Source organism: Halobacterium bonnevillei (genome assembly GCF_009831555.1).
Lineage (GTDB): Archaea > Halobacteriota > Halobacteria > Halobacteriales > Halobacteriaceae > Halobacterium > Halobacterium bonnevillei.
Genome location: NZ_WUUU01000028.1, coordinates 1 through 23,602 on the forward strand (window position 1 = coordinate 1; position 23,602 = coordinate 23,602).

21 protein-coding genes and 2 pseudogenes are annotated in these 23,602 nt (G+C 67.1%); 15 read left to right on the forward strand and 8 right to left on the reverse strand.

What is annotated here, in order from left to right; genetic code table 11:
* Nucleotides 1-582 (forward strand): DHH family phosphoesterase (locus tag GRX66_RS05655; protein WP_201292934.1); only part of this gene is annotated, 582 nt, incomplete at its 5' end.
* Nucleotides 583-609: 27 nt separating this feature from the next.
* Here the strand turns inward: GRX66_RS05655 and GRX66_RS05660 are convergent.
* A pseudogene (locus GRX66_RS05660) lies at nt 610-1,664 on the reverse strand (dipeptidase).
* 1,180 nt (nt 1,665-2,844) lie between these two features.
* On the reverse strand, nt 2,845-3,180 hold the full coding sequence (locus GRX66_RS05665; RefSeq protein WP_201292936.1) for a winged helix-turn-helix transcriptional regulator: 336 nt from the start codon (nt 3,178-3,180) through the stop codon (nt 2,845-2,847).
* Between the two features lie 76 nt (nt 3,181-3,256).
* On the opposite strand from GRX66_RS05665, the gene merB reads away from it, so the two are divergent.
* From merB to GRX66_RS05680, 3 genes are all read left to right on the forward strand, one after another.
* Nucleotides 3,257-3,862, forward strand: a complete 606-nt coding sequence (gene merB / locus GRX66_RS05670) for an organomercurial lyase (protein WP_159525671.1) — start codon at nt 3,257-3,259, stop codon at nt 3,860-3,862.
* A gap of 131 nt (nt 3,863-3,993) precedes the next feature.
* Nucleotides 3,994-4,326 carry a DUF5783 family protein gene (locus GRX66_RS05675; RefSeq protein ID WP_159525672.1) on the forward strand — a complete coding sequence of 111 codons (333 nt, stop codon included), beginning with the start codon at nt 3,994-3,996 and terminating at the stop codon, nt 4,324-4,326.
* 25 nt (nt 4,327-4,351) lie between these two features.
* Nucleotides 4,352-4,705 carry a NifU family protein gene (locus GRX66_RS05680; protein ID WP_159525673.1) on the forward strand — a complete coding sequence of 118 codons (354 nt, stop codon included), beginning with the start codon at nt 4,352-4,354 and terminating at the stop codon, nt 4,703-4,705.
* Nucleotides 4,706-4,815: 110 nt separating this feature from the next.
* Here the strand turns inward: GRX66_RS05680 and GRX66_RS05685 are convergent, their stop codons facing one another.
* From GRX66_RS05685 to GRX66_RS19485, 6 genes and pseudogenes are all read right to left on the reverse strand, one after another.
* The gene (locus GRX66_RS05685; protein WP_159525674.1) at nt 4,816-5,109 is read right to left on the reverse strand and encodes a DUF7130 family rubredoxin-like protein; all 294 of its coding nucleotides are present in this window, start codon (nt 5,107-5,109) and stop codon (nt 4,816-4,818) included.
* Between the two features lie 91 nt (nt 5,110-5,200).
* On the reverse strand, nt 5,201-5,437 hold the full coding sequence (locus GRX66_RS05690) for a hypothetical protein (protein ID WP_159525675.1): 237 nt from the start codon (nt 5,435-5,437) through the stop codon (nt 5,201-5,203).
* Between the two features lie 105 nt (nt 5,438-5,542).
* Nucleotides 5,543-7,201, reverse strand: a pseudogene (polC, locus tag GRX66_RS20910) (DNA polymerase II large subunit); the annotation flags it as partial.
* Nucleotides 7,087-9,111 carry a hypothetical protein gene (locus tag GRX66_RS20915; protein WP_449271462.1) on the reverse strand — a complete coding sequence of 675 codons (2,025 nt, stop codon included), beginning with the start codon at nt 9,109-9,111 and terminating at the stop codon, nt 7,087-7,089. The pseudogene polC and the gene GRX66_RS20915, both read right to left, overlap by 115 nt.
* Nucleotides 9,111-9,530: a PPC domain-containing DNA-binding protein gene (locus tag GRX66_RS05700; RefSeq protein WP_159525676.1), complete on the reverse strand. Its 420-nt coding sequence runs from the start codon at nt 9,528-9,530 to the stop codon at nt 9,111-9,113. The genes GRX66_RS20915 and GRX66_RS05700 overlap by 1 nt, the downstream gene beginning before the upstream one ends.
* Before the next feature lie 83 nt (nt 9,531-9,613).
* On the reverse strand, nt 9,614-9,784 hold the full coding sequence (locus GRX66_RS19485; RefSeq protein WP_201292937.1) for a DUF7556 family protein: 171 nt from the start codon (nt 9,782-9,784) through the stop codon (nt 9,614-9,616).
* 446 nt (nt 9,785-10,230) lie between these two features.
* On the opposite strand from GRX66_RS19485, the gene GRX66_RS05705 reads away from it, so the two are divergent.
* The 11 genes from GRX66_RS05705 to GRX66_RS05755 form a co-directional block, all read left to right on the forward strand.
* The gene (locus tag GRX66_RS05705; RefSeq protein ID WP_159525677.1) at nt 10,231-11,949 is read left to right on the forward strand and encodes an ABC transporter substrate-binding protein; all 1,719 of its coding nucleotides are present in this window, start codon (nt 10,231-10,233) and stop codon (nt 11,947-11,949) included.
* A 159-nt stretch (nt 11,950-12,108) separates the two neighbouring features.
* Nucleotides 12,109-13,122, forward strand: coding sequence for an ABC transporter permease (locus GRX66_RS05710; RefSeq protein ID WP_159525678.1), 1,014 nt, complete (start codon nt 12,109-12,111; stop codon nt 13,120-13,122).
* 2 nt (nt 13,123-13,124) lie between these two features.
* Complete coding sequence (locus GRX66_RS05715; protein WP_159525679.1) at nt 13,125-14,606, forward strand: ABC transporter permease; 1,482 nt, start codon at nt 13,125-13,127, stop codon at nt 14,604-14,606.
* Complete coding sequence (locus GRX66_RS05720) at nt 14,606-15,691, forward strand: ABC transporter ATP-binding protein (protein ID WP_159525680.1); 1,086 nt, start codon at nt 14,606-14,608, stop codon at nt 15,689-15,691. The genes GRX66_RS05715 and GRX66_RS05720 overlap by 1 nt, the downstream gene beginning before the upstream one ends.
* Nucleotides 15,691-17,037 (forward strand): ABC transporter ATP-binding protein, encoded by a 1,347-nt coding sequence (locus GRX66_RS05725; RefSeq protein WP_159525681.1) that lies wholly within the window; start codon nt 15,691-15,693, stop codon nt 17,035-17,037. Before GRX66_RS05720 ends, GRX66_RS05725 begins: the two co-directional genes overlap by 1 nt.
* Before the next feature lie 2 nt (nt 17,038-17,039).
* Nucleotides 17,040-17,558: a DUF7555 family protein gene (locus GRX66_RS05730; RefSeq protein ID WP_159525682.1), complete on the forward strand. Its 519-nt coding sequence runs from the start codon at nt 17,040-17,042 to the stop codon at nt 17,556-17,558.
* A gap of 219 nt (nt 17,559-17,777) precedes the next feature.
* The gene (locus tag GRX66_RS05735) at nt 17,778-18,383 is read left to right on the forward strand and encodes a DUF7529 family protein (RefSeq protein ID WP_159525683.1); all 606 of its coding nucleotides are present in this window, start codon (nt 17,778-17,780) and stop codon (nt 18,381-18,383) included.
* Nucleotides 18,384-18,446: 63 nt separating this feature from the next.
* Entirely contained in the window at nt 18,447-19,304 is an 858-nt protein-coding gene (locus GRX66_RS05740) for a CBS domain-containing protein (RefSeq protein ID WP_159525684.1), read from the forward strand.
* The gene (glyS, locus tag GRX66_RS05745) at nt 19,297-21,078 is read left to right on the forward strand and encodes a glycine--tRNA ligase (protein ID WP_159525685.1); all 1,782 of its coding nucleotides are present in this window, start codon (nt 19,297-19,299) and stop codon (nt 21,076-21,078) included. Before GRX66_RS05740 ends, glyS begins: the two co-directional genes overlap by 8 nt.
* Complete coding sequence (locus GRX66_RS05750; protein WP_325063976.1) at nt 21,075-21,635, forward strand: dolichol kinase; 561 nt, start codon at nt 21,075-21,077, stop codon at nt 21,633-21,635. The genes glyS and GRX66_RS05750 overlap by 4 nt, the downstream gene beginning before the upstream one ends.
* 197 nt (nt 21,636-21,832) lie before the next feature.
* Nucleotides 21,833-23,602: DEAD/DEAH box helicase (locus tag GRX66_RS05755; protein WP_159525686.1), on the forward strand; the 1,770-nt coding region annotated here is incomplete at its 3' end.

The following is a 23,602-nucleotide window of genomic DNA, read 5'->3' on the forward strand; positions in this document are numbered from 1 at the left end:
ACGAACCTCGTCGGGACGACGTACACGCTGACGGCCGAGGAGCCCGGGACCGAACTCCGGGACGCCAGCGAGTTCTCCACGCTGCTGAACGCCACGGCGCGCTACGAGCGCGCCGACGTCGGCCTCGCGGTGTGTCTCGGCGAGCGCGGCGACCCCCTGGACGCCGCCCGGGAACTCCTCCGCGAGCACCGCCGCAACCTCTCGGAGGGCCTCGACTGGGTGCGGACCGAGGGCGTCACCGTCGAGGACGACCTCCAGTGGTTCCACGCGGAGGACCGCATCCGGGAGACCATCGTCGGCATCGTCGCGGGGATGGCGCTGGGCAGCGACGCCACCGAGAGCGACCGCCCGATTATCGGCTTCGGGACCAAGAGCGACGAGGAGGTCAAGGTCTCGGCACGCGCCACGTCGAAACTCGTGGACCGCGGCCTCGACCTCTCGGTCGTCATGAGTGAGGCCTCGCAGGCGGTCGACGGCGACGGCGGCGGCCACGTCGTCGCGGCGGGCGCGACCGTTCCCAGTGGTCGCGAACAGGAGTTCCTCGAGGAGGCCGCCGCAATCGTCCGCGACCAGACCGACTGAGCGGCCCGCGAGAACCGCGCAGGCCGGCTACCAGGTGGCTTCGCAGACGCGCAGCCAGTTCTCGTGGGCGAGTTTCGCCAGGTCGCGCTCAGAGTAGCCGGCCTCGCGGAGCGCGTCGAAGATGCCCGGGACGCCGGTCGCGTCGCCGATGCTGTCCGGGATGGTCGCGCCGTCGAAGTCCGAGCCGAGCGCCACGTGGTCGACGCCCATGCGGTCGACGAGGTGGTCGATGTGCCGCACGACGACATCGAGGTCAGTGTCGGGGTCGTTGGCGCCGTCCGCGCGGAGTGCGCCCGCCGCGAACGTCAGCCCGACGAGGCCGTTCGTGTCGGCGACGGCGTCGAGTTGCTCGTCGGTGAGGTTGCGCGTCGACGGACACTGTTCGTGGGCACCCGCGTGTGAGACGACCAGCGGATCCCGGGAGGTGTCGTGGACGTCCCAGAACCGGCTTCCGGGAGGTGCGCGCAGTCCACGAGGACGCCGCGGTCGTTGCACCGGCGCACGAGGCGGTGACCCCGGTCGGTGAGGCCGTCGCCGATGTCCGGCGACTCCGGGTAGGCGAACGGCACGCCGTCTGCAAACGCAGTCGGGCGACTCCACGCCAGCCCCAGCGACCGCAGGCCGCGGTCGTAGTAATCCGCGAAGTTCGACAGCGACGGGTGGACCGGTTCGGCGCCCTCGAAGTGGACGGTGACGCCGAAGTCGTCGCCGTCGAGGCACGCCCGCAGATCGGCCGCGGATTCGACGCGCCGGACGCCGTCGGCGGCAGTGAGTTCGTCGAGCGCGGCGAGCATCTCGTCGGCGGCCTGCGCGGCAAACGACGGCGCGAGCGGCGGCGGTGACCGAATCCGGTAGCCGTTCGGCGTCTCGACGCGATTGGCGTCCTTGCCCGCCCCGAACTGCGGTTCCGACGGCACGAAGACCGCGAACACGCCGCCGGCTAGCCCGCCCGCCCTCGCTCGCGGCAGGTCGAGGTGGCCGTCGTCGCGGCCGTCGCGGAGCGCGTCGACTGTCGTCTCGCCGCGGTACACCGCGAGTACCGCGTCGTTGTGGCCGTCGAAGACTGGCGGCGTCTCTGACATCGGGGGACTTCTGACCGACGGGCGGCGAGCCCCAAGAGTGTTTGCGCCGCGGAAGCCGCCGCGTCGGTCCCGCGAATCACCAGTTCACGCCTGAGGCCGGTGGAACGAACCGATCATTTGGAGGGGGTTGGCAAGGTTCGAAGCACGCTATCGGCTGTTTTCGGTAGTCTCAGACGACATACGGTAATGCGTCGACCCCACCACGAGGGCAGAATTCTATATCGTAGCATGTAGTTTATTGAACTCAGGCGGATGGTTGTCCCACTCTTCGCCAGAACCCCGTAATCAGCACCAACGATGCCCAGCACCTTCGTTTCCGTATTTCGCGAACGAAGTCTCGGGGAAACGGGGCCGAGATCCCGAAGTAGCAGCGGTTTCGCGGCCAGCGCGAAATCGAACGCGACCCGGAGCCAGTACGTAGTCGATTTCGACACGCCCACCACCACGTGGCGAAGCAGCTCGGTAATCGACCACCCACCAGCCACCGAAAACAACCGGCCGGCAAACGGCTACCAGGTACGGCCCCCGGGGGCGAGCCAACTCCACACGGGCAGCCAGCAGACAATACCGAAACTCGAACGCGAACCCCGGCATCTCACCTGTCGGCGCAACGGCCTCCCCCTCGATGCTGCAACACCAGGCAGACCCAGCGACGAAGCCCGTTTTGCCGGCCCGAATCTCGACATCTGGACGGTTGGGACGTCCCCGTAGAGTCGATGGGGCGCAACGAACCCTCGTTCCGTAAACCAACATCGAGTCTATCGAAGGAGGGCGCGGGATTGGGAAGGATGGCCCCCGGGCGTCGAACCTGCCGAACGAAGTCATCGCGGAGACAGGAACGAGATCGCCCCGGAGCGAAATCGCTCAATCCGAGTTGTAGGGCCGCTACTGCTTGCTGACTGATTTCCCGCCCACTGAATTTCGGAGAGTTGCCGCTTCAGCGTCGTTGCGGCTATATTTCGGCCGTTAGCTCGGTTTCTCCGTATCCTGGCCGACTGAGAATGCACCCCTACAATAAACTATATGCCACGATATAGAATTTGTCCGGCCAGCCAAGCAATCGAGAGGAGCCTCAGTACGTTCGATGTGTAGCAGCAGCGCTCAGCAGTTCGAAATCGGGCCCAGGACGTGAGAACGACGACGCTGGCGGCCGATCCATCCGCTGACTGCGGACGAACCGTCACTCCAGGTCGCGTGATTCGGCCCACCGGAGGAGCGGGTCGAGGTGTTCGCGGAGCGCCTCGCCCTCGTCAGTGAGTTCGTACTCGACCCGGGGCGGGATCTCGTCGTAGCGCTCGCGGACGAGCAGGCCCGCGTCGGTGAGGTCCTCGAGACGCGCGGACAGCGTCGAACTGCTGACCTCGCCGAACGCGTCCTCGAGTTCGCCGTACCTGACCGGGCCGAGGAGGCCGACAGCGCAAACCACCTGCATCGCGTACTTCCGACTGAGGAGGTCCACGACGCCCTCCAGTTGGCAGTAACACTCCATCTCGTCGGCTCGCGGTTGTCGTGACATGGCTTCGAGCACTCGAAGTTGGTTCGTTACTTCGGACTCGACAGTACAAGTACTTTGCTTCCTAAAGTATAGTCGCATGTCCGACCAGACGACCGACGTGCGCGGAGCTGTGGAATCGAACGACCCCCGCTGGCTCGGTGACAGTGACGTCATGGACGCGGCCCTCCCGGCGGAGTTCCAGGCGGCGATGGGTGCGTTCCTCGGCGAGGACGTCGAGACGCTCGACGGTTGGGTCGACAGACTGCGCGAACTGACCGGCGGGAGCATCGGGGTGGCTGAACTCTGCCATGCGGACAGCGAAACGCCCCACCGCGCGACGATGAACGGGGACACCTACCACTTCCAGTGTTTCTACGACGCCGTCGCGCTCGCGTCCATCGAGGACGAACCGGTCGACGTCCGGACCGAGAGCCCCGATGGCGACGTGATCACGGCGCGCGCGACGCCGAACGGCGTCGAAGCTACGCCCGTGGATGCCGTGACGTCGTTCGGCGTCGCGGCCGAGGCGTCGCCGTCGGGCGAGGGGCTCACGCTCGGTGACGCGTACGGCGCGATCTGTCCGTACGTGAAGGCGTTCCCGGACCGCGCGGCCTACGAGGCGTGGGCGTCGACGGTGGACGCCGAGACCGTGGCGTTGCCGCTGACCGACGGCTTCCCGGTCGCCGGCGCGCTCGTCGAGTGAGACGCCGGCGGGCCGCTGCAGGCGGTGTCCGGCCCGGAGTACCCGCTCGCGGACACACCCCCAGGGCCGCAGGGGCGGCCGGCTTTATCGACCGACGGGCACTTCAATCAGTCGCGTCCAACGTCGAGACAATGACCGACCTCACGCCCGAGGAGTTCGAGGAACAGAAGTACGTCGACTACTTCCCGAAGCTCCAGACCGCGTACAAGCGCGCGTTCGAGGAGATGAACGAGACGTACAACTCCGACCTCGTCCACGGCATCGACCAGACGATTCTCGCCGAGAGCGAACCGCACTACGAGGGCGACGGCGAGTTCACCATCGACCTGCCCGGGGACCCGCTGTCGAAGCTCGACGGCGTCATCGCCACCGACGACACCGCCGAACAGGTGCTGGACATCTACGTCGAGGAGCTACAGGCGCAACTCCGGGACATCTTCGGCGTGGACGACGAAAAGGCCTAAGCCACGTGAGCGCCAACCAACGTCCATGAGTACCGAGAGTCAGGAAAGCGACGACCTGGAGGAGCGCGTCAACAACTTCCTCCGTCGGAACTTCCCCCAGATCCAGATGCACGGCGGGACGGCGGCCATCCAGAACATCGACCGCGAGGAGGGCGTCGTGGACCTCCAGCTCGGCGGCGCGTGTTCGGGCTGCGGCATCTCCCCGATGACGATCCAGGCGATCAAGTCCCGAATGACCAAGGAGATTCCCGAGGTCAACACCGTCCACGCCGGCACCGGCATGGGCGAGGACACGAGCGGCATGAGCCCGTCGTTCCCCGGTGAGGAGTCCGCCGACGACGACGGCGAGGACGACGAAGGCCCGCAGGCCCCCTTCTAACGGCCACTCGGCCCTTTCTCTCCGGTCGAAGTGGTGCCGAGCGATAGCAATCGGCGTCGTCTACCCAGACAGCGGCGCGAACGCCGAGTGACGAAACCGCGGGGCTGCCGTCAGTCCTCGGTCCAGTAGTAGAGGGCTTCCTTCTCGACGCCGCAACTCGGGCACGTCTCCGGGAACGACTCCCGGAGGTCGCCGAGTTCCCCGCACTCCGAGCACCGCCACATCAGTTCGGCTTCCCCGAACTCGTGGCCCGCACGCTCGTGCTCGATGGAGAGCGCGTCGATGCCATCCCGGGTGGTCACGAAGAACCCGTCCTCGTCGAACCCGCGGACGGTGCCGAGTTCCTCGCCGTTCGCGTCGTAGACGGTGCGCCCGAGCGCCACGTTCGGCGGGTCGTCGCTCATAGGTCGTCCTTCGACGCGGCGCAGCATAAAAGACATCGCCGCCGCCGAGCGCGGCAGGGCTGGGGGCCGGACGCGATCCGCCGCGTCACGGTCACGTGATGTCGGTGACGAGTTCCGTGAACAGGCCGCCCGTGGTTTCGATTTCTTCGACCTCCTGCTCGACCGCGTCCCCGGTCACGCCCGTGACGTTCTCCAGCGGGACGACGGTCTCGCGGCCCCCGCCCGCCGGTGTCGCCCACAGCAGGTTCCCGATGACACGGACGTCCTCGCAGTCCAGGCGGTGCTCGCCGTCCGCGATGGGTTCGTCGAGGAAGACAGTCGCTGTCATGGCTCGCGTGTGACATTCGTCGCAAACCACCATAATGCACGTGCCCGCCTGGTCACCGCGAGCGCCGGGAAACCAAGCGGCGACGCCAGCAGCACCGCCACGCGCTCACATGAAGTCCGCGATGCCGCTCTGCTTGTTCTTGTCGTTCTCGAAGATCGACTCGAGTTTCGCCTCCAGGACCTCCAGGCGCTGTTTCGTGTACTCGCGGCAGTCGTACTCCTCGGCGACGGTGATGGCGGTGTCCATGTACTTGTTCACGGAGCCCTCGTGGACGGTGAGGTTCACGCGCCCGCCGCACTCCCGGCAGTCCCCCGAGAGCGGCATCCGTCGGTACTTCTCCCCGCAGTCCAGGCACCGCGTCTCCTGGCGGCTGAACGCCCGGAGGTTCCCGATGAGGTCCGGGAGGAAGTGGTACTCGATGACCCGCTCGGCGACGTCCGTCTCGTCGACTGCGCGGAGTTTCCGCGCGAGCTCCAGCTGGGCGTCCATCTTCTCCATCATCGACCCGAGAGTCTTGTACGCCGACAGGCTCGGACCCAGGTGGATGTCCGACGTGTCGTGGGTGTGGTCGAAGCCCGCGTACTCGGTGTCCGTTCCGAGGCTCTCCTCGGCGATCTCCACGAGCTCCTCGACCGCTTCGGGGTCGGCCATTTCGCGGGTCGCCTCGTAGAACGCCCGCGGGTACTGGTCGACGACGTCCATGTTGTGCGCCTCGTCGTCGATCTCGCTGGGGTCGATGCGCGAGGACATCACCAGCGGCGCGTCCATCCGGCCGCCGCGCTTGTCCGGCAGGTACGACTTCGAGAAGTTGATGAGGCCGTCCATCAGCAACATCACGCAATCTTCGTCCCCGTCGCAGTTTCGGCGTTTCGCTGCGTGAAAATAAGGATGTGCGTAGCCGACTGCTGCAGACGTGAAGCCGATAATTCTGCCAACGACGGCCGCGGAGGTGTGGGGCGCCATCCCGAAGACGAGTTCGCCGACGAGGTCGTCGCGTTCGTCGACGTCGTAGAACGGGTCGAGGCCGTAGTACTGGGTGAGGAGGTCGTCGACGAAGTCCGCGGTCTTGAGCATGTGTTCGGCGGCGCCGTCCGAGAGCACGACGTCCTGCACGCGGAGTTCGACGAGCTGGTCGTCGTGTTCGAGGCGGTCGCCGTGGACGTCCTCGGTGTAGCCGAGTTCCCGGAAGTGGTCGACGGTGACGTCGAGTTCGCTGGGTTTGACGGACGTGACCGGGAGGTCGGTCATGTCGTAGCGGACGGTGCCGTCCTTGAACGACGTGACGCCGTGTTTCGCGCGGAGCACGCCCTTCTCCATCTGTTCGGGGACTTTCTCCGCGGACATCAGCCCCTGGACGCCTTTCAGGACGTCGAAGGCGTTCTCGCGTTCGCCGACCGCCTGGAGGGCGTCCCGGTACTCGGCGCCGACGTCGACGGTCTGGGTCTCGACGTTGTCGAGGTCGCGCTCGCAGCGCGGGCACTCGACGCGGCCGGACTCGTCGGGGTCGGCGCTGATGCCGCAGTCCGGGCACTCGTAGTGGGGGTCGGTCCACTCGCCGCAGTCCCCGCAGCGCGGTTCGAACATGTGGTCGCCGCACTCGGGGCACTCGCGGACGCCGAGCTGCACGTCGATTTCGCCGGGGGTGTCGCTCATGTCGGGGGCGTGGCGGGCGGCCTCGCTGACGTCGCGCTGGCTGCCGCCGGCCTCCCCGATGGGGAAGAGGGTGTGGACGGCGGGGGAGAGGTCGCGGGATTCGGACTTCTCCGGGCGGCCCATGCGGTTGCCGACGCGGGTCGGCGCGCGCTCGCGGACCTCGAAGGGGCGACGTCGTTGACGGCGGCGACGGCGTTGGGCCATTCGCGGGCGTCGTCGCCGAGGGCGTCCCACGTCCGTTCAAGGTCGTCGTCGACGCCGAGGCAGCGCGCGAACGGCCGCCAGTCCGGAATCCGGATCTGGTCGTCGTGCTGGCGGTGTTCGACGAGCAGCGACTCGAGGGCGTCGCGGACGGCGTCGGTGTGGTCGACGACGAGGACATCGTCCGCAGCGTTGCTCGCTCCGGCGGCGTCCGGCGCCGCTGCCTCGACGCGACCGTCGGTGACTGCGTCGGCGAGCGCGTCGAAAGCCGCGACGTCGACGTCGTGCCAGAGGTACGTGTATTTCGGGTGCAGCGGGGCGTCGTAGTCGGTCGCCCACTCGATGGCCTGGTCGGCGTCCGGCGATTCGAGGTCGACGTACGGGGAGTCCTCGAGGGCCTGGACGTCCGCGCCCGCCGCCTCGAAGTCCTGGATCCACCACTCGGGGGCGTACGACGCCGGCGCCAGCGGGTGGTTGTTCTCAACGAACTCGCCGTAGTTGACGAGGTACTCCCCGACGTCCAGAATCTCCACGACCCCGTTGCGGACTTCGAGGGCCTCCTCGGGGTCGTCGATGCGGCGGACGTCGCCGTTCGCGAGTTTCACGGTGGGGCCCTCGATGGAGTCGACGGGGACGATGCCCGCGGCCTTGCCGGGGCGCTCGGTCTTGATCTGGGTGCCTGTCGCGAGGAAGTCGTCGACGAGGTGCATCGTCGCGGGGTGGATGCCAGCGGTGGCGAACCCGTGGTTCCGCGAGCGCCCGTACCGGAGGCGGAATCCGCCCTCCTTCGAGGGGTGGCCGAAGACCGGGCGGCCGGCGATGAGGTCTCTGAGGAACTTGTTCGAGGGGTCGACGCGTGGCGGGCCGTCGGGCTCGGGGTCGTCCTCGGCGTCCGCGGCATCGGTCTCGGCGTCGCTTGCGGCTTCGGCGCTCTCGGCGTCCGACGCCGCCGCTTCGTCGGCCTCGCCGTCGTCGTCCTCGCCGATGGTGCCGTCGATGAGGTCCTGGAGCCACGGCCACGCGACCTCCTCGAGGTCGCGGGTGTAGCGCTGGATCTTCGGCGCTTTCAGCGCGATGCCCTCCGCGAGCACCAGGCACATCCCGCCGCGGGGGGAGTTCGTCGCGATGCGTTCGAGGTCGCGGAACCCGTCGACCTCCTCGTTGCCGGTGGCCTCCCCGTCGAGCATCACGGGGCAGTGCTCTGTGATGAACTTCGTCTCCTTGTCCTTCGGCGAGTACTGGAGGCCGGTCTCGGAGTCGTACAGGGCGACCTCCTCGGCGTACCGCTCGATCTCGTCGTCTCGGGGCTTGAACTCGTCGATGCCTAGCAGCGACCGGGCGTAGTCGGCGACGAGCACTGACAGCGCCTGCGCCGTGCCGCCCGCCGAGCGGATGGGGCCGGCGTAGTAGACGGCGACGTACTCCGTGCCGTCGTCGTTGGTGTTGACCTCGACGCGGTCGATTCCCTCGATGGGGGCGGCGACGACCCCCTCGGTGAGGAGCGCGACGGCCGTCCGGACCGCGCCCTCGACTTTCCCGGCTTTGGTCTCGTAGTCGCCGACCGACCCCTCGACGAAGTCTTCGACGAGTTCCAGAGCGGCCGCTTCGCGGGAGCCCTCGCCCTCGAGTTCGCGGACGCGGTCGGCGACTCCGTCGATGCCGAGGATGTTCTCCACGCGGTCTGCCATGTCGACGGCAACCGGAATCTCGACCTCCGGGACGGGGTCCTCACCGCGGCGCTTCGCGCGCTCCGCGACGTCGAAGGCGTCGTCGAGACCGGCTTCCAGGGACTCGAAGTAGGCTTCGTCTTCGGGCCGCATTACAGCCAGAGGTCGAGGTCGGTCGCCTCGTCGTGTTCGCGCACGAGACTCGTGTCGAGTTCGCGGACGTACACCTCACCCGCGAACACGGTCGCGCGGTCGAGGTGGCCGGCCAGCGCCTGCCCCGAGCGTCTAGATAGTGTCGCGTGTGTGTGCGCGAACGGCTCGCCGTCCAGCAGCGAGATGTTTCCGACGCACCCAGCGACCTCCAGGGGTTCCTCGAAGCGCGCGGACTTGTACTCGAAGTCGTCCTGGTCGTAGTACCACAGTTCCGCGTCCTGGACGGCGCCCATGCCGAGGAACCACGCGGCCGCCAGGTCCTCCTCGGCGGCCAGTGCCTCGAGTTCCTCCCGCCAGTCGGCGCCGTGGTCGAGTCGGACTACGAACTCTCGACCACCGGTGACTTCGCGGACGTTCATGGAGTCGTCAAGGACGCGGGTGAGCAAAAGTCCTGTCGTCTACCCGTCCAGCAGTCGACGGAGCCGGCGACGCCGCGCCGGAGTCAGCGCCACGCGGACAGCGCTGTGGCGTCTGCTTCCGTGACCGACACCCATGCTTCGTCGCGGGAGATGTCCGCGATTACGAGTCGGGACTCTGGGCCGTCGTCGTCCAGTGAGGCCATCACGTCGGTCCCGGAAGCATTCGACGTCGGTTGCGCGGCATCAGTCGTCATGACATGTGATACAACGTCACACCCAGTACTTAAGAGCGTCGGATTGACAGAACTACGTGAGCGGCGAGTATGGTGTGGCTACAGAGCTGGCGAAAGTGCGGGCGTAACGGGTGTGAGCGCCGGAATTCGGCGCGCTCAGGGGGACGAGGGATGGTAGGGGGCCAGAGCCCCAAACTGTGGGCTGTCACTGCCGGAAATTTATTCCGTCCCCATTCGTGGAAGCGGTAAGTTTATCACTATAGATTAGTAATCCAGGGTTGGATGACAGACACTGACAACCTTTCCCGTCGACGTTCCTGCAAGGAACCGGTGCCGCTGCAACCGCAGCCGCCCTGGCTGGCTGTACCGGTGGCGACGGCGACGGCGACGACGAAGAGACGACCGAAGAATCGACCACGGAAGACAGTGGTGGTGGCGGAGACACCACGACAGAAGAGACGACCGAGATGGACTACGACCCGAGCAAGGAAGTCCGTCTCACTGGTTCCACGATGGACACCCTCGACCCCGTCAAGGCGACGGACACTTCCTCGGGTGCGAAGATCCAGAACATCTTCGACGGCCTGACCAACTACCCGGACGGCCAGACCAACGTCGAGAACCTCCTCGCCGAGAGCCTCGACGTCAGCGACGACCAGACGACGCTGACGTTCTCGCTCAAGCAGGGCGCAACGTACAACAACGGTGACGAAGTCACCGCAGGCGACATCGTGTACTCCTGGGAGCGCCTCGCGGCCTCCGAGAACTCGCGGCGAGCCTCGTTCCTGCTCGACGACCTCGGCGTCGTCCACGAGACCGAGACCGAGACCAACTCGGAAGGCGAAGAAGTCGAACGGTACGTCCCCGGGTCCATCGACGTCAACGCGGTCGACGACTACACCGTCGAGATCAACCTCCGTCAGGCGTTCTACGCCGCGACGGCGATGATCGCGTACTCCTCGTTCGTCCCGGTTCCCGAGGGCATCGTCGGCGACATCGAAGGCTACGACGGCCAGATGGACTACCAGGAGTTCGCGACGACCAACCCGGTCGGTGCGGGCCCCTACGAACTCGACAGCTGGGAGCAGGCGACCGAAGTCCGCCTGACCTCCCGCGACGACTACCACGGCGAAGAGCCGACGAACGCCGCGCTCCACTACACGATCTTCCAGGAGACCAACCCGGCGTACACGTACGCGACGGTCAACGTCAACGCCGACTTCCCCGTCGTGCCGGACGACAAGTACAACCCCGAACTCCGGAGCTTCGACGGCACCGACGACCGTGGCCGCCGCTACGGCTCGTACGGTCCGTTCGAGGAGAACGGCCTCACCGCAGACTACTACGAGGTCTCCACGCTCGACTGCCGGTACGTCGCGTTCAACTGCAAGCAGGTCCCGAAGCCGGTCCGCGAGGCAGTCGGCTACGCGATGAACCAGCAGATCATCACCGACGAACTCATCGCAGGTCCCGCGAAGCAGGCGTACTTCTTCACGCCGCCGGGCATCTTCCCGGGCGGCCCGGACGCCTACACCGAGCGCCAGCAGGACTACAAGTACGGCTACCAGAGTTCCGACCTCCAGGCGGCGAAGCAGGTCATGGAGGACGCCGGCTACAGCGCGGACAACACGTACTCGCTGTCCTTCGACATGTCCAACGGCTACGCGTCGTACGTCGGCGAGGACCTCTTCTCGCTGCTGCGCGACCAGCTGACGACCGCGCACATCGAGATGGAACTCAACACGGCCGACTGGAGTACGTTCCTGAACCGCGCGCGCAGCGGGAACGTCGGCATGTTCATGCTCGGGTGGCTCGCTGACTACCCCGGCCTGGACAACTTCCTCAAGCTCCTCAACCCGCCGGCGACGATCACCGACAAGGACGACAACGTCGGCTACGTCAACTGGACGGAGGACAACGGCGACTTCGCTGGCCAGGCAGAAGAGGGCTGGCAGCAGATCGTCGACAACTACGGCCTCTCCGAGTCCGACGTCGAAGCTCGCGCCGAGGGTGGCTGGAAGATCGAGGAAGCCGCCATGAAAGACGCCGTGATGCTGCCGTTCATGCACAGCGTCGATCAGGGCATGAGCTACCCGTGGGTCACCAAGCCGCGCTCCGGTGCGATGGGCGGCTCGCGTCAGATGAACCACACGATCAAGGTCGGCGACCGCGGCGAACACGAGTAATTCGCCCCGTAGTCGGTCGAACCGCCCTGTATTTTTTGAATACAGAACGGCCGTGTTTACGTACTGTACCCTCCAAATACGCGGACTCCGCGAAACGCAAGACCTAAAACCGACCAACCGACAGATGCAACCGAGTAACACAACTCGAGGCCCCCAATTATGAGCCGGTGGAGCTACTTCGCGAAACGACTCGTACTGTCGATCCCAGTGATACTGTTCGGGACGACGATCACGTTCTTCGTCATCTACGCCGGCCCGATCGACCCCGCATACGCCATCCTGGGTTCGCAAGCAACCCCCGACAAGGTCGCGGACATCCACCGGCAGCTGGGAATGAACCAGCCGATGTGGGAGATGTACTTCGACTACATCGTCGACATGTTCACCTTCAATCTCGGGAACTCGTGGGTGATACGGCCCGACCTCACCGCCTACGAGGTCATCATGGACTTCGCCCCGCGGACGGTGCTGATGGGCGCGTGGGCAGTGATTCTCCCGCTGTTCGTCGGGATTCCCCTGGGGTTCTACGCCGGACTCAACCCCAACACGCTCGGTGACTACACCGCCTCCTTCGGCGGCATCATCTGGCGTGCGATGCCGAACTTCTGGCTGGCAGTCCTACTGTTGCTGGTACTCTCGCGGTCCGAGGAGTTCCTCTTCGGCTTCAGTTGGGAGTCGTTCATCTACAGCACGCCCGTCGCGGGCGCGCCGGACATGGAGAACATTTGGAATTTCGAGAACTTCCTGCGGGCCTCGAAAGTCGTCATCCCCGGCGCGATGGTGCTGGGCTCGGCATCGATGGGCAACGAGATGCGCATCGGCCGCACGGCGTTCCTCGAGGCGCGGAACTCGAACTACGTGGAGATGGCTCGCGCGAAAGGGCTCCCCGGCCGCAGCATCGTCTGGAAGCACATCTTCAGGAACGCGCTCATCCCGCTGGTCCCCGTCATCACGGCAGAAGCGGGCGTCCTCGTCGGCGGGTCGGTGCTGGTCGAGACTGTCTTCGGCATCAACGGCATCGGGTGGCTGTTCTTCACCGCGATGACGTCCGGCGACCTGCCGCTGGCCGCAGCGCTCATGTTCCTGTTCATCCTACTGCTGGTTGGCCTGAACATCCTCCAGGACTTCCTGTACACCATCATCGACCCCCGAGTCGGATTCGAGAGTAACTGACAATGGCTATCGAAGATACGAAAAGCGACAGTATCGCTCGACGGATTCGAGAGAATCCCGCGCCGGCCGCCCGCTGGGCTGCAGTGATGGCCGTCCTCGTCATCGTCGAATTCGGCGCCCTCTGGGGGGGCATCATGGCCCTGCCGTGGGACACGCCAATGGGCCTCCTCACGGGCGTCCTCCCGGGCGCCATCGGCGGCGCAGTCGCCGGCATCGCGTCCGTCTTCGCGGACGCCGGCGCGTGGCTGGCCGACCTCCCGACGCTGCTCTCACGCGAGTGGATTCCCAACCAGGGCCACCGCGTTCCCGGCGGCGGCTGGGAGGGGACGTTCCTCGGCCTGGAACCCGCCTACGCCTGGGTGATTCGCGTCGCCGTCGTGTACGCGTACGCGATGTTCACGTTCTACTGGGTCTGGCGCGGCTACATGGTGTTCCGTCGCCACTACCGCTACGCCGACTGGACGCCCGCCGACGACATGATCGACCGGTTCCGCGGCCACAACTGGGGCAAATTCGGCCTGGTGCTCGTGATGGCGTTCGTGGTCATGGCGATGTTTGCGCCGACCATCAGCCCGACGACCCAGGAGCAGAACATCATGGACCCGTACAGCCACAACATCGAGTACTACAACGACGACGCCGGCCAGGTGATGGAAACGTCCGTCGGGCAGGCGAACCTGCTGTCGTCCTCTAAGGGCGTGCAGCGGAACTTCGGCCTCTGGTCGTACGACGAGTACGACAGGTTCCACCCGACAGGGACGTTCACCAATGGCAAGGACATGTTCACCCTCACCGCGTACGGAGCGCGGATATCCCTCTTCATCGGCGTCTTCGCGTCCGCGCTGGCAGGCGGCATCGCGCTGTCGCTGGCGCTGCTGACCGCCTACTACAAGGGCATCGTCGACCTCGCGACAGTCGTCGCCAGCGACGCGTTCATGGCGATGCCCCGGCTGCTGGTGCTGATCATGCTCGTGACCGTGCTTGCGGACCACTGGGTCGCGAACATCTACAGCGGCGGGTTCATCATCGCCTTCCTGTTCGGCATATGGGGGTGGATGGGGCTGTGGCGCGCCGTGCGTGGCCCAGCGTTCCAGATCGTCGAGAACGAGTGGGTCATGGCCTCGAAAGGGTTCGGTGAGCGCCCGTGGCGCATCGTGAAGAAACACGTGGCACCGTACGTCATCGGCTACCTGCTCATCTACCTCTCGATGTCCCTGGGCGGGTACATCATCGGCGCTGCTGGTCTGGCGTTCCTGGGACTCGGCGTCACCGCGCCGACCCCGGAGATGGGGCGGCTCATCGCCGCCGGCCAGTCACTGGTCACCACCCAGTCCTGGCACATCTCCATCATCCCGGGCCTGATGATCAGCGCGCTCGTGCTCGGCTTCAATGCGCTCGGCGACGGCATCCGCGACGCCATCGACCCGAAGACCGGCGGCGACGACGCGGCTGGTGAAGCCGCTGCCGCCGGGGGTGGTGGCTGATGAGCCAGCCCGAGTACGCAGACGACCAGCGCACCGGCCAGCAAGTCCTGCTGGAGGTCGACAACCTCCAGACAGCGTTCTTCACCGACAAGGAGACGATTCGCGCCGTCGACGGCGTGAGCTTCGCGATCGACCGCGGCGAATCAGTCGGCATCGTCGGCGAGTCCGGCTCCGGGAAGTCCGTGACCGCCCGCTCCATCATGGGGCTGGTGGAGACGCCAGGCCGCATCGTCGGCGGGTCGATCCGGTACAAGGGCGAAGACCTCGTCGGGAAGTCCGACGAGCAGTGGCGCCAGTACCGCGGCGGCGAGATCGCGATGGTGTTCCAGGACCCGCTGTCGTCGCTGAACCCCGTCTACACCATCGGGAACCAGATCAAGGAGTCGCTGCGACTCCACCAGGGCATGCGCGGCCGGGAAGCCACGCAGGAGGCGATCAACCTCCTCGAGGACGTCGGCATCCCGGACGCGCCGCGACGGCTCAAAGAGTACCCCCACCAGTTCTCCGGTGGGATGCGCCAGCGCGCGGTCATCGCCGTGGCGCTGGCCTGCGACCCCGACCTGCTCATCTGCGACGAGCCGACGACGGCCCTGGACGTGACCATCCAGGCGCAGATTCTCGAACTGCTCGAGAACCTGAAGACCGAACGCGACCTCGGCATCATGTTCATCACCCACGACATGGGCGTCATCGCCGAGATCAGCGACCGCGTGAACGTGATGTACGCGGGCGAGATGGTCGAGTCCGCGCCCGTCGAGGAGCTGTTCGCGAACCCGAAACACCCCTACACGGAGGGGCTGCTCGAGAGCATCCCGAGTCGGAACGAACGCGGGACGGACCTCGCGACCATCGAGGGCGAGGTGCCGACGCCGAACGAGCCCGCGACGTACTGCCGGTTCGCGCCGCGGTGCCCGAAGGCCTTCGACGACTGCGAGCAGGTGCACCCGGTGCAGGTCGACGTGGACGAACAGACCCCGGACCATCAGGCAGCCTGCCTGCTGTACCCCGAGGACGTCCCGCAGAACGAGGCCGTGAAGCTACACCAGTCCCGCGACGAGCAGGCTGGGTCGGAGGTGTCTGAGTAATGTCTCTCTACCAGGAAAGCCGAGACGGCGTCGTAGCCGAACCGACTGGCGAAGTGCTCGTGGAAGTCGACGACCTGAAGACCTACTACGGGTCCGAGGGCGGTCTGCTCGGCGGCAACCCGGTGAAGGCAGTCGACGGCGTGAGCTTCGACATCCACCGCGGCGAGACCCTCGGTCTGGTCGGCGAGTCCGGCTGCGGGAAGTCCACGCTCGGGCGGACGCTGATGCAACTGGAGTCCGCTACTGCAGGGGAAGTCCGCTACGACGGCACCGACATCACGACGCTGTCCGGCAAGGAACTCAAGGAGTGGCGCCAGAACGTCCAGATGGTGTTCCAGGACCCGGACGGCAGCCTCAACGACCGGATGACGGTCGGCGAGATCATCAAGGAGCCGCTGAACGTCCACAACTGGAAGACGCCGACGGAGCGCCGCCAGCGCGCCCGCGAACTACTGGACATCGTCGGCCTGAAGGAGGACCACTACTACCGGTACCCGTTCCAGTTCTCCGGCGGGCAGCGCCAGCGCGTCGGCATCGCCCGCGCGCTCGCGCTCGAGCCGGACTTCCTCGTGCTGGACGAGCCGGTGTCCGCGCTGGACGTCTCCGTGCAGGCGAAGATCCTGAACCTCCTGAACGACCTCCAGGAGGAGTTCGGACTGACCTACCTCATCATCGCCCACGACCTCTCGGTCGTCGAGCACATCTGCGACCGCGTGGCGGTGATGTACCTCGGGAACATCATGGAGCTCGGGCCGACGGACGCCATCTTCGACGAGCCCGCGAACCCGTACACGAACTCGCTGTTGTCCGCGATTCCCGAACCGGACCCGACCCTCGAGAAGAGCCGGATGACGCTGCGCGGGACGCCGCCGAGCCCCCGCGACCCGCCATCCGGGTGCGTGTTCAGCACGCGGTGTCCGTTGAAGATCCGCCCCGAGCAGTACGAGGACCTCGACGACGACGTCTGGGAGGGCATCGAGATCTTCCGGGCGGTGCTGCGGGACCGCGGCGACCTCTCCAAGAGCGTCCGGCAGCGCCTCCGCGACCTGCTCGGCCTGGAGACGCGCGGGATGGACATCGAGGAGGTCCTCGAGGAGTCCTTCGGCGAACTCGACGTCCCGAGTGACGTCCAGCAGCACATCGACAGCGCAGTCGAGCACGTCCGGCGCGACGACCTGCAGTCCGCCCAGGAGGAACTCGAGACGGAGTTCGGCAGCGTCTGCGAACAGGAGGTCCCGGAGAACCTCCCCGTCGGTGACACCGGCCGGACGAGCCACTGCCACCGGCACCGCGACGAGCACGAGGGAACCCTCGACTACATCGAGAGCCACGGCTACGAGCGCTGACGATGCTCGACCCCTCGGCACCGGACGAACCCGACGAATCCGACTCCGTGGGGATGCCGGACCCGCGGAGTCAGTCCGGGACGTCGGGCGCCACGGAGACCGACCCCGACAGGGTCGGGCAGCTGTTCGACGCGGTGTCGTACGCAGTCGCCACGACGGTCCTGTTCGCCGGCGTGTCGGCCGTCGTCGGCCTCGCGGTCGGGTCGGCGGTGGCGCCCGCCGTGAAGTACGGCCTGTTCGTGTTCGGGTGGCTGGCGTTCGGGTACGGGACGGTGATGCTGTGGCCGAAGGCCGCCTGGAAGGAACAGAAGGAGTCGAAGATGTTCGACGCCCTGGTGGACTCGCCGTCGAAGCGCCCGGACACGAAGTTCCAGCGGCTCGCCCAGCGCCTGCCGCCGGCACGCTTCCGCCAGCTCCCGGACGAAGAACGCCTCTCCACCGGTGCGCGAGTGTTCTTCGCGGCCGTCGTGATGCTGGCGACGTCCATCGTCCTCGAGCAGGCGTTCGGCGTCGGCCCGTAAGGAGCGGACTCGCGCGTTCACGGTACGCGTCCCGCCCCACCGTTTTGCGACGATAGCGTTCGGATCGCCGCTCGCGCTGCCGACGCACCGGTCGCCTCCGGGGCCGGGGTCGGTTACGTCTTGACGTGCCGGGGAGCAGGCGCCTCCAGAGACGGCTGGACCCGCTTTCGAGCGGTCGGCTACAGAAGGCTCTTGAGTGAGAGTGGACAACGCGGTAGTATGGAAGACGACCTCAGCGACACCGGGAGCGACGAAGAACTCCCGCCGGAGGAGGAGGCCGCACGCGACACTGAGGAGCGAGCCGAGCAGTACGCCGCCAACTCGCAATTGAAGAAAGACGCCTGGCAGCAGACCCTCGACGACCTCGACGCCCTCGCCGAGAAACACCGCGAGGACGGGACGGACGTGACCGCCATCGCCGCCGTTGACGCCGGCCCAATCGGCCGGGACACGAACGACCCGGACGGCGAGTACGGCATGGAGTTCGTCATCGCGGACAACCACGTCGAGGAGTTCCAGGCGGCCTTCGAGGCGGGCGACTACCCCGAGTACGACATCTATCGCGGGGAGGCGGCCTCGGACGCGTTCGTCGTCCTCGAACTGAACGACCCCGACGCCGAGCGCACGATCCTGCTGGCGGGCGCGTACCCGCTACGGGACGAAACCATGTGCGCGTACGCTGCCCGCGAAGAGGGCGAGATGTACACGTACGTCCGCACGCTGGACGGGACGCGGTACGGCGCGTTCCACCACGAGGGGTACCGGAAGTTCTTCCCGCGAGCCGACGAGCTGCCCGACGACCCCGCACAGGTAAAGCACATTTGAGGCCTGTGAGCCGATAACGCGGTGTCGTAGCCTACAAATGCGTGGGGAAAGTAATCGGGGTACATGAACGTCGCTGACGCGATGACGCCCCGTGCAGACGTGGTGTCGGTAGAACTGCCGGGGACGCGGGACGACATTCTCGAGTACATCCAGGAGCGGGCGTTCTCCTCTGTACCCGTTGTGAAACCGTCCGCCGACGGCGAACAGTACCGCGGACTCATCTCGCGGGACGACCTCATCGAACACCCCGAGGAGGACCAGCTCGCGATGCTGATGCGGGACGTACCGACGACGACGACGGACGCCTCCGTCAAGGACGTCACCAGGCTGATGCTCGAGGGGGGAACCCGCCGCGTCCCGGTCGTCGAGGACGGCCGCCTCGAGGGCATCATCACCGTGACCGACGTGGTGCGCGCCATCGCAGACGGCGAGAAGGACGGCGACACGGACGTCGACCAGCTCGCGAGAGCGGACGTCAACACGGTCTGGGCGGGAGCGCCGCTGACGGTCGCGGAACGAGAGATCTCGTACGCGAACGTACCGTACGCGCTCGTTCTCGGCGACGACGGCGACATGGACGGCGTGCTCACCGAGGTCGACATCATCGAGGTGGCGCGGGTCGTCGAGGGCGAGGACGAGACCGGAGACTCCATCGCGGACGACGACGACGACTGGAAGTGGGAGTCCATCAAGGCGATCGGATCGCGGTACCTGCCGACGCGGAACGTCGAGATTCCGGCTGCGCCCGTGCGGGAGTTCATGACCAGCGACGTGGTGTCGGTGACTGGTCGCCGGAACGCCCGCGAGGTCGCACAGACGATGCTCACCAACGACGTCGAACAGGTGCCGCTGGTGTCCGGCGACAGCCTCGTCGGCATCGTGCGGGACGTCGACCTGCTGGCAGGGCTCATCGATGACTGAACAGCTGCGGGAACTCGCGCGCCGACGCGGCTTCTTCTTCCAGGCGAACGAGGCCTACGGCGGCGTCTCCGGGTTCTACACGTACGGGCCGGAGGGCGCTGCGCTGAAGCGCAACGTCGAGGACGCGTGGCGGGACCGCTTCGTCACCCGCGAGGGGAACATGGAGATCGACTCGCCGACCGTGACCCCCGAGCCCGTGTTCGTTGCGTCGGGCCACCTCGACGGCTTCGACGACATGCTCGTGGAGTGCGCGGAGTGCGGCGAGAGCCACCGCGCCGACCACGTCGTCGAGGACGAGACGGACATCGAGGACGCCGAGACCTACCCCACGGAGAAGGTCGCGGACATCATCGCCGACCACGACCTGGCGTGTCCGTCGTGTGGCGCCCCGCTGGCCGGCCAGCCGGTCGAGGAGTTCAACCTGATGTTCGACACGACCATCGGCCCGGGGTCGGGCCAGCCCGGCTACCTGCGCCCGGAGACCGCCCAGGGGATGTTCACGGAGTTCCCGCGCCTCAAGGAGTACGCCCGCGAGCAGTTGCCGTTCGGCGTCGCGCAGATCGGCGCGGGTTACCGCAACGAGATCAGCCCGCGGAACGCGCTCGTGCGCGCTCGCGAGTTCACGATGGCGGAACTGGAGTACTTCGTCGACCCCGAGGGCGAGGGCCCGGACCTCGACCGCGTGGCGGACGTCGACCTGCCGCTGTACCCGGCGGACGCCCAGGCGGCCGACGGCGAGGAGTACGTGCACCTCACGCCACGGGAAGCCCTCGAGGAGGGCGTCGTGCGCGGCGAGTGGGTGGCGTACTTCCTCGCGCGCTCCAAGGAGTGGTTCGAGCGCGTGGGCGTGGACATGGAGCGGTTCCGGTTCCGCCAGCACCTGCCCGGCGAACTCGCGCACTACGCGTCGGACTGCTGGGACGCCGAGAGCGAGATCGACGGCGGCTGGGTGGAACTGGAGGGCGTCGCGTCGCGGACGGACTACGACCTCTCGAAGCACGCCGAGCACGCCGACGACACGTTCACCGTGTTCAAGCAGTACGACGAACCGAAAACCGTCGAGCGCGCGACCGTCGACCCCGACATGTCGTACCTCGGGCCGGAGTTCGGCGGCGACGCGGCCGACGTCGCCGACGCCCTCGAAGCGCTGGCCGAGCGCGACCGGGCGGCGTTCGACGGGAGCGCGGAGCAACGCTCCGCGGACAGTTCGAGCGGCGAGACGCCGCGAGAAGACCAGGTGACCGTCGAGGTCGAGGGCGAGGAGTACACCGTCCCGACCGAGAAGACGGGGTTCTCGGTGGAGGAAGTCACGGAGTCCGGCCGCCACGTCGTGCCCCACGTCGTCGAACCGGCGTTCGGCGTCGGACGCGCCGTCTACACGGTGCTCGCGCACAACTACCACGAGGACGAAGTCGAGGGCGAGACGCGCAGCGTCCTCCGCCTGCCGCCGGAAGTCGCACCCACTACCGTCGGCGTGTTCCCGCTGATGGACAAGGACGGCCTCGGCGAGCGCGCGCAGGACGTCGCGGCTGACCTCCGCGAGGCCGGCCTCTCGGTGACGTACGACGACTCCGGGAACATCGGCCGGCGGTACCGCCGCCAGGACGAGGTCGGGACGCCGTACTGCGTCACCGTCGACTACGAGTCCCTCGAGGACGACACGGTGACGCTGCGGGACCGCGACTCCACCGACCAGGTCCGCGTCGACGTCGACGACCTCGCGGACGTGCTGCCTTCGCTCACCGGGGGCGACCGCGACTTCGAGGACCTGTGAGCGAACTCAGCCGACGGCTCGTCCACGCGAGCGGCGCCATCCCGCCACTGGCGTACGTCGCGGACGTCGTGCCGTGGGCGGCGGTGCAGTGGTTGCTCGTCGCGTGCAGCGTGGTCGTCGTCGTGCTCGAAGCGCTGCGGCTGTCCGGGTACGTGTCGTGGTGGATCTACGACCGCCTCACCCGCGAGTACGAGCAGAACAACCCCGCGGGGTACGCGCTGTACGTGCTCTCGTACGCCGCAACCGTGTGGGTGTTCGACCCCGCGATAGCCGTGCCCGCGGTGTTGATGCTGGCGCTCGCGGACCCGTTCAGCGGCTACCTCTCGAAGGGCGGCCTCGGCCGGAAACGAACCTGGGTGCTGGTCGCGACGTTCGGCGTCTGTCTGGCCATCGCGACCCTGCTGGACGTCCCCCCGGGCGCGGCCGCCGCGGGCGCGCTCGCTGCGACAATCGCGGACGGCGCCACGCCCATCATCAGGGGGTACGTCATCGACGACAACGCGACGATTCCCCTCGGCGCCGCCGCGGCGATGTGGCTGGTCACGACGCTCGGCTGAGTCCGGGGGGCTCCTGTTTTGACGCTGTATCCGCTCGGCGGTCGCGCCCCCGCCAGAGCACTCACCCGGTAACGGGTGGGGCTGGAAGCCCCGGCACGCTTTCGACGGGAACAACCACAGGAGACAGCGACCACGAACGTTCACTTTCACCCCGATACGCGAACCCTTAACCGCGAGAGCGACGTACCTCGGTGCGAATGCCGGAGTCCGCGCACGTCGACCACCCGATGCTGACAGACGGCGTCATCGAGGCCCGACAGTACCAGCTCAAGCTGGCGGCGGCCGCCCGCGGTGCGCACACGCTCGTCTGCCTGCCGACCGGGCTGGGGAAGACGACGGTGAGCCTGCTGGTGACGGCGTACCGGCTGGCCGACGACGCGGGCGGGAAGTCGCTGCTGCTCGCGCCGACGAAGCCGCTAGTCGAACAGCACGCCGCGTTCTACCGGGAGGCGTTGACGATTCCCGACGACGAAATCGTCGTGTTCACGGGTGAGACGCGGCCGGAGGACCGCGCCGAGATGTGGAACGACGCGCGCGTGGTCGTGGCAACGCCGCAGGTCGTGGAGAACGACCTCGTGGGCGGGCGCGTGAGCCTGCGGGACGTCGTCCACTGCACGTTCGACGAGTGCCACCGCGCGACCGGCGACTACGCGTACACGTACATCGCGGAGCGCTACCACGCCGACGCCGCGAACCCCCTCGTGACGGCGATGTCGGCGTCCCCGGGCGGCAACGAGGAGGACATCCGGACGGTCTGCGAGAACCTCGGCGTGTCGAACGTCGAGGTGATGACCGAGGACGACGCCGACGTCGGCGAGCACACGTACGACACGGACGTCCAGTGGGAGCGCATCGAACTCCCCGACGAGATCATCGCGGTGCGGGACGCGATCAACGAGGTCATCGAGGACCGCCTGGAGAAACTCCGCGAACTCGGCGTGACGCGCGTGTCGAGCCCGGACGTCTCCCAGAAGGACCTGAACAAGATCCGAGCGAAGCTCCAGGAGCTCATCGACAACGACCAGAGCGAGGGCTACCAGGGGATGTCGGTGCACGCCGAGGTGATGAAGCTACGGCGCGCCGTCGAGCTCGTCGAGACCCAGAGCGTGGAGTCCGTGCGACGGTACTTCGAGCGCCAGCGCAACGCCGCCAACTCCTCGGGCGCCTCGAAGGCCAGCCAGCGCCTCGTCTCCGAACCCAAGGTCAAGGAGGCGATGCGGAAGGCCGACGACTTCGACGGCCTCCACCCGAAGTTCCGGCGCGCGCGCATGCTGCTGGCGGAGACGCTCGGCATCAAGGGCGGCGAGCGCGTCATCGTGTTCACCGAGTCCCGGGACACAGCGGAGGCGTTGACGGAGTTCCTCGGCGGCCACTTCGACACGCGGCGGTTCGTCGGGCAGGGGGACGCCGACGGCAGCGACGGGATGACCCAGACGGAGCAACGCGAGACCCTCGAGGAGTTCCGCGACGGCGAGTTCGAGGTGCTGGTGTCGACGAGCGTCGCCGAGGAGGGTCTGGACGTCCCCGAGGTCGACCTGGTGTTGTTCTTCGAACCGGTGCCGACCGCCATCCGCTCGGTCCAGCGGAAGGGCCGGACGGGCCGCCAGACCGAGGGGCGCGTGATCGTGTTGATGGCCGAGGACACCCGCGACGAGGCGTACTTCTGGATCTCGCGGCGCCGCGAACAGGAGATGGAGGACGAACTGCGGTCGCTGAAGGACGTGGCAGACGAACTCGAGACCGACCTCGGCGGCGACCAGCAGGCGCTGGACGACTACGCCGGCGGCGAGACCGAAGCGGGGGAAGCGACGACGGAAGCAGAGCCGGCGGACGACGTCGACGGCGAGGACGACCAGTCGGACACGAGCGCCGAACCCGCCACTGCGGAAACCGCCAGCGCCGAACCCCCGACCGACTCGCCCGGGGCGGAAGCCGACGGCGGCGGCGGCGGTGCGGACAGCAGCGGT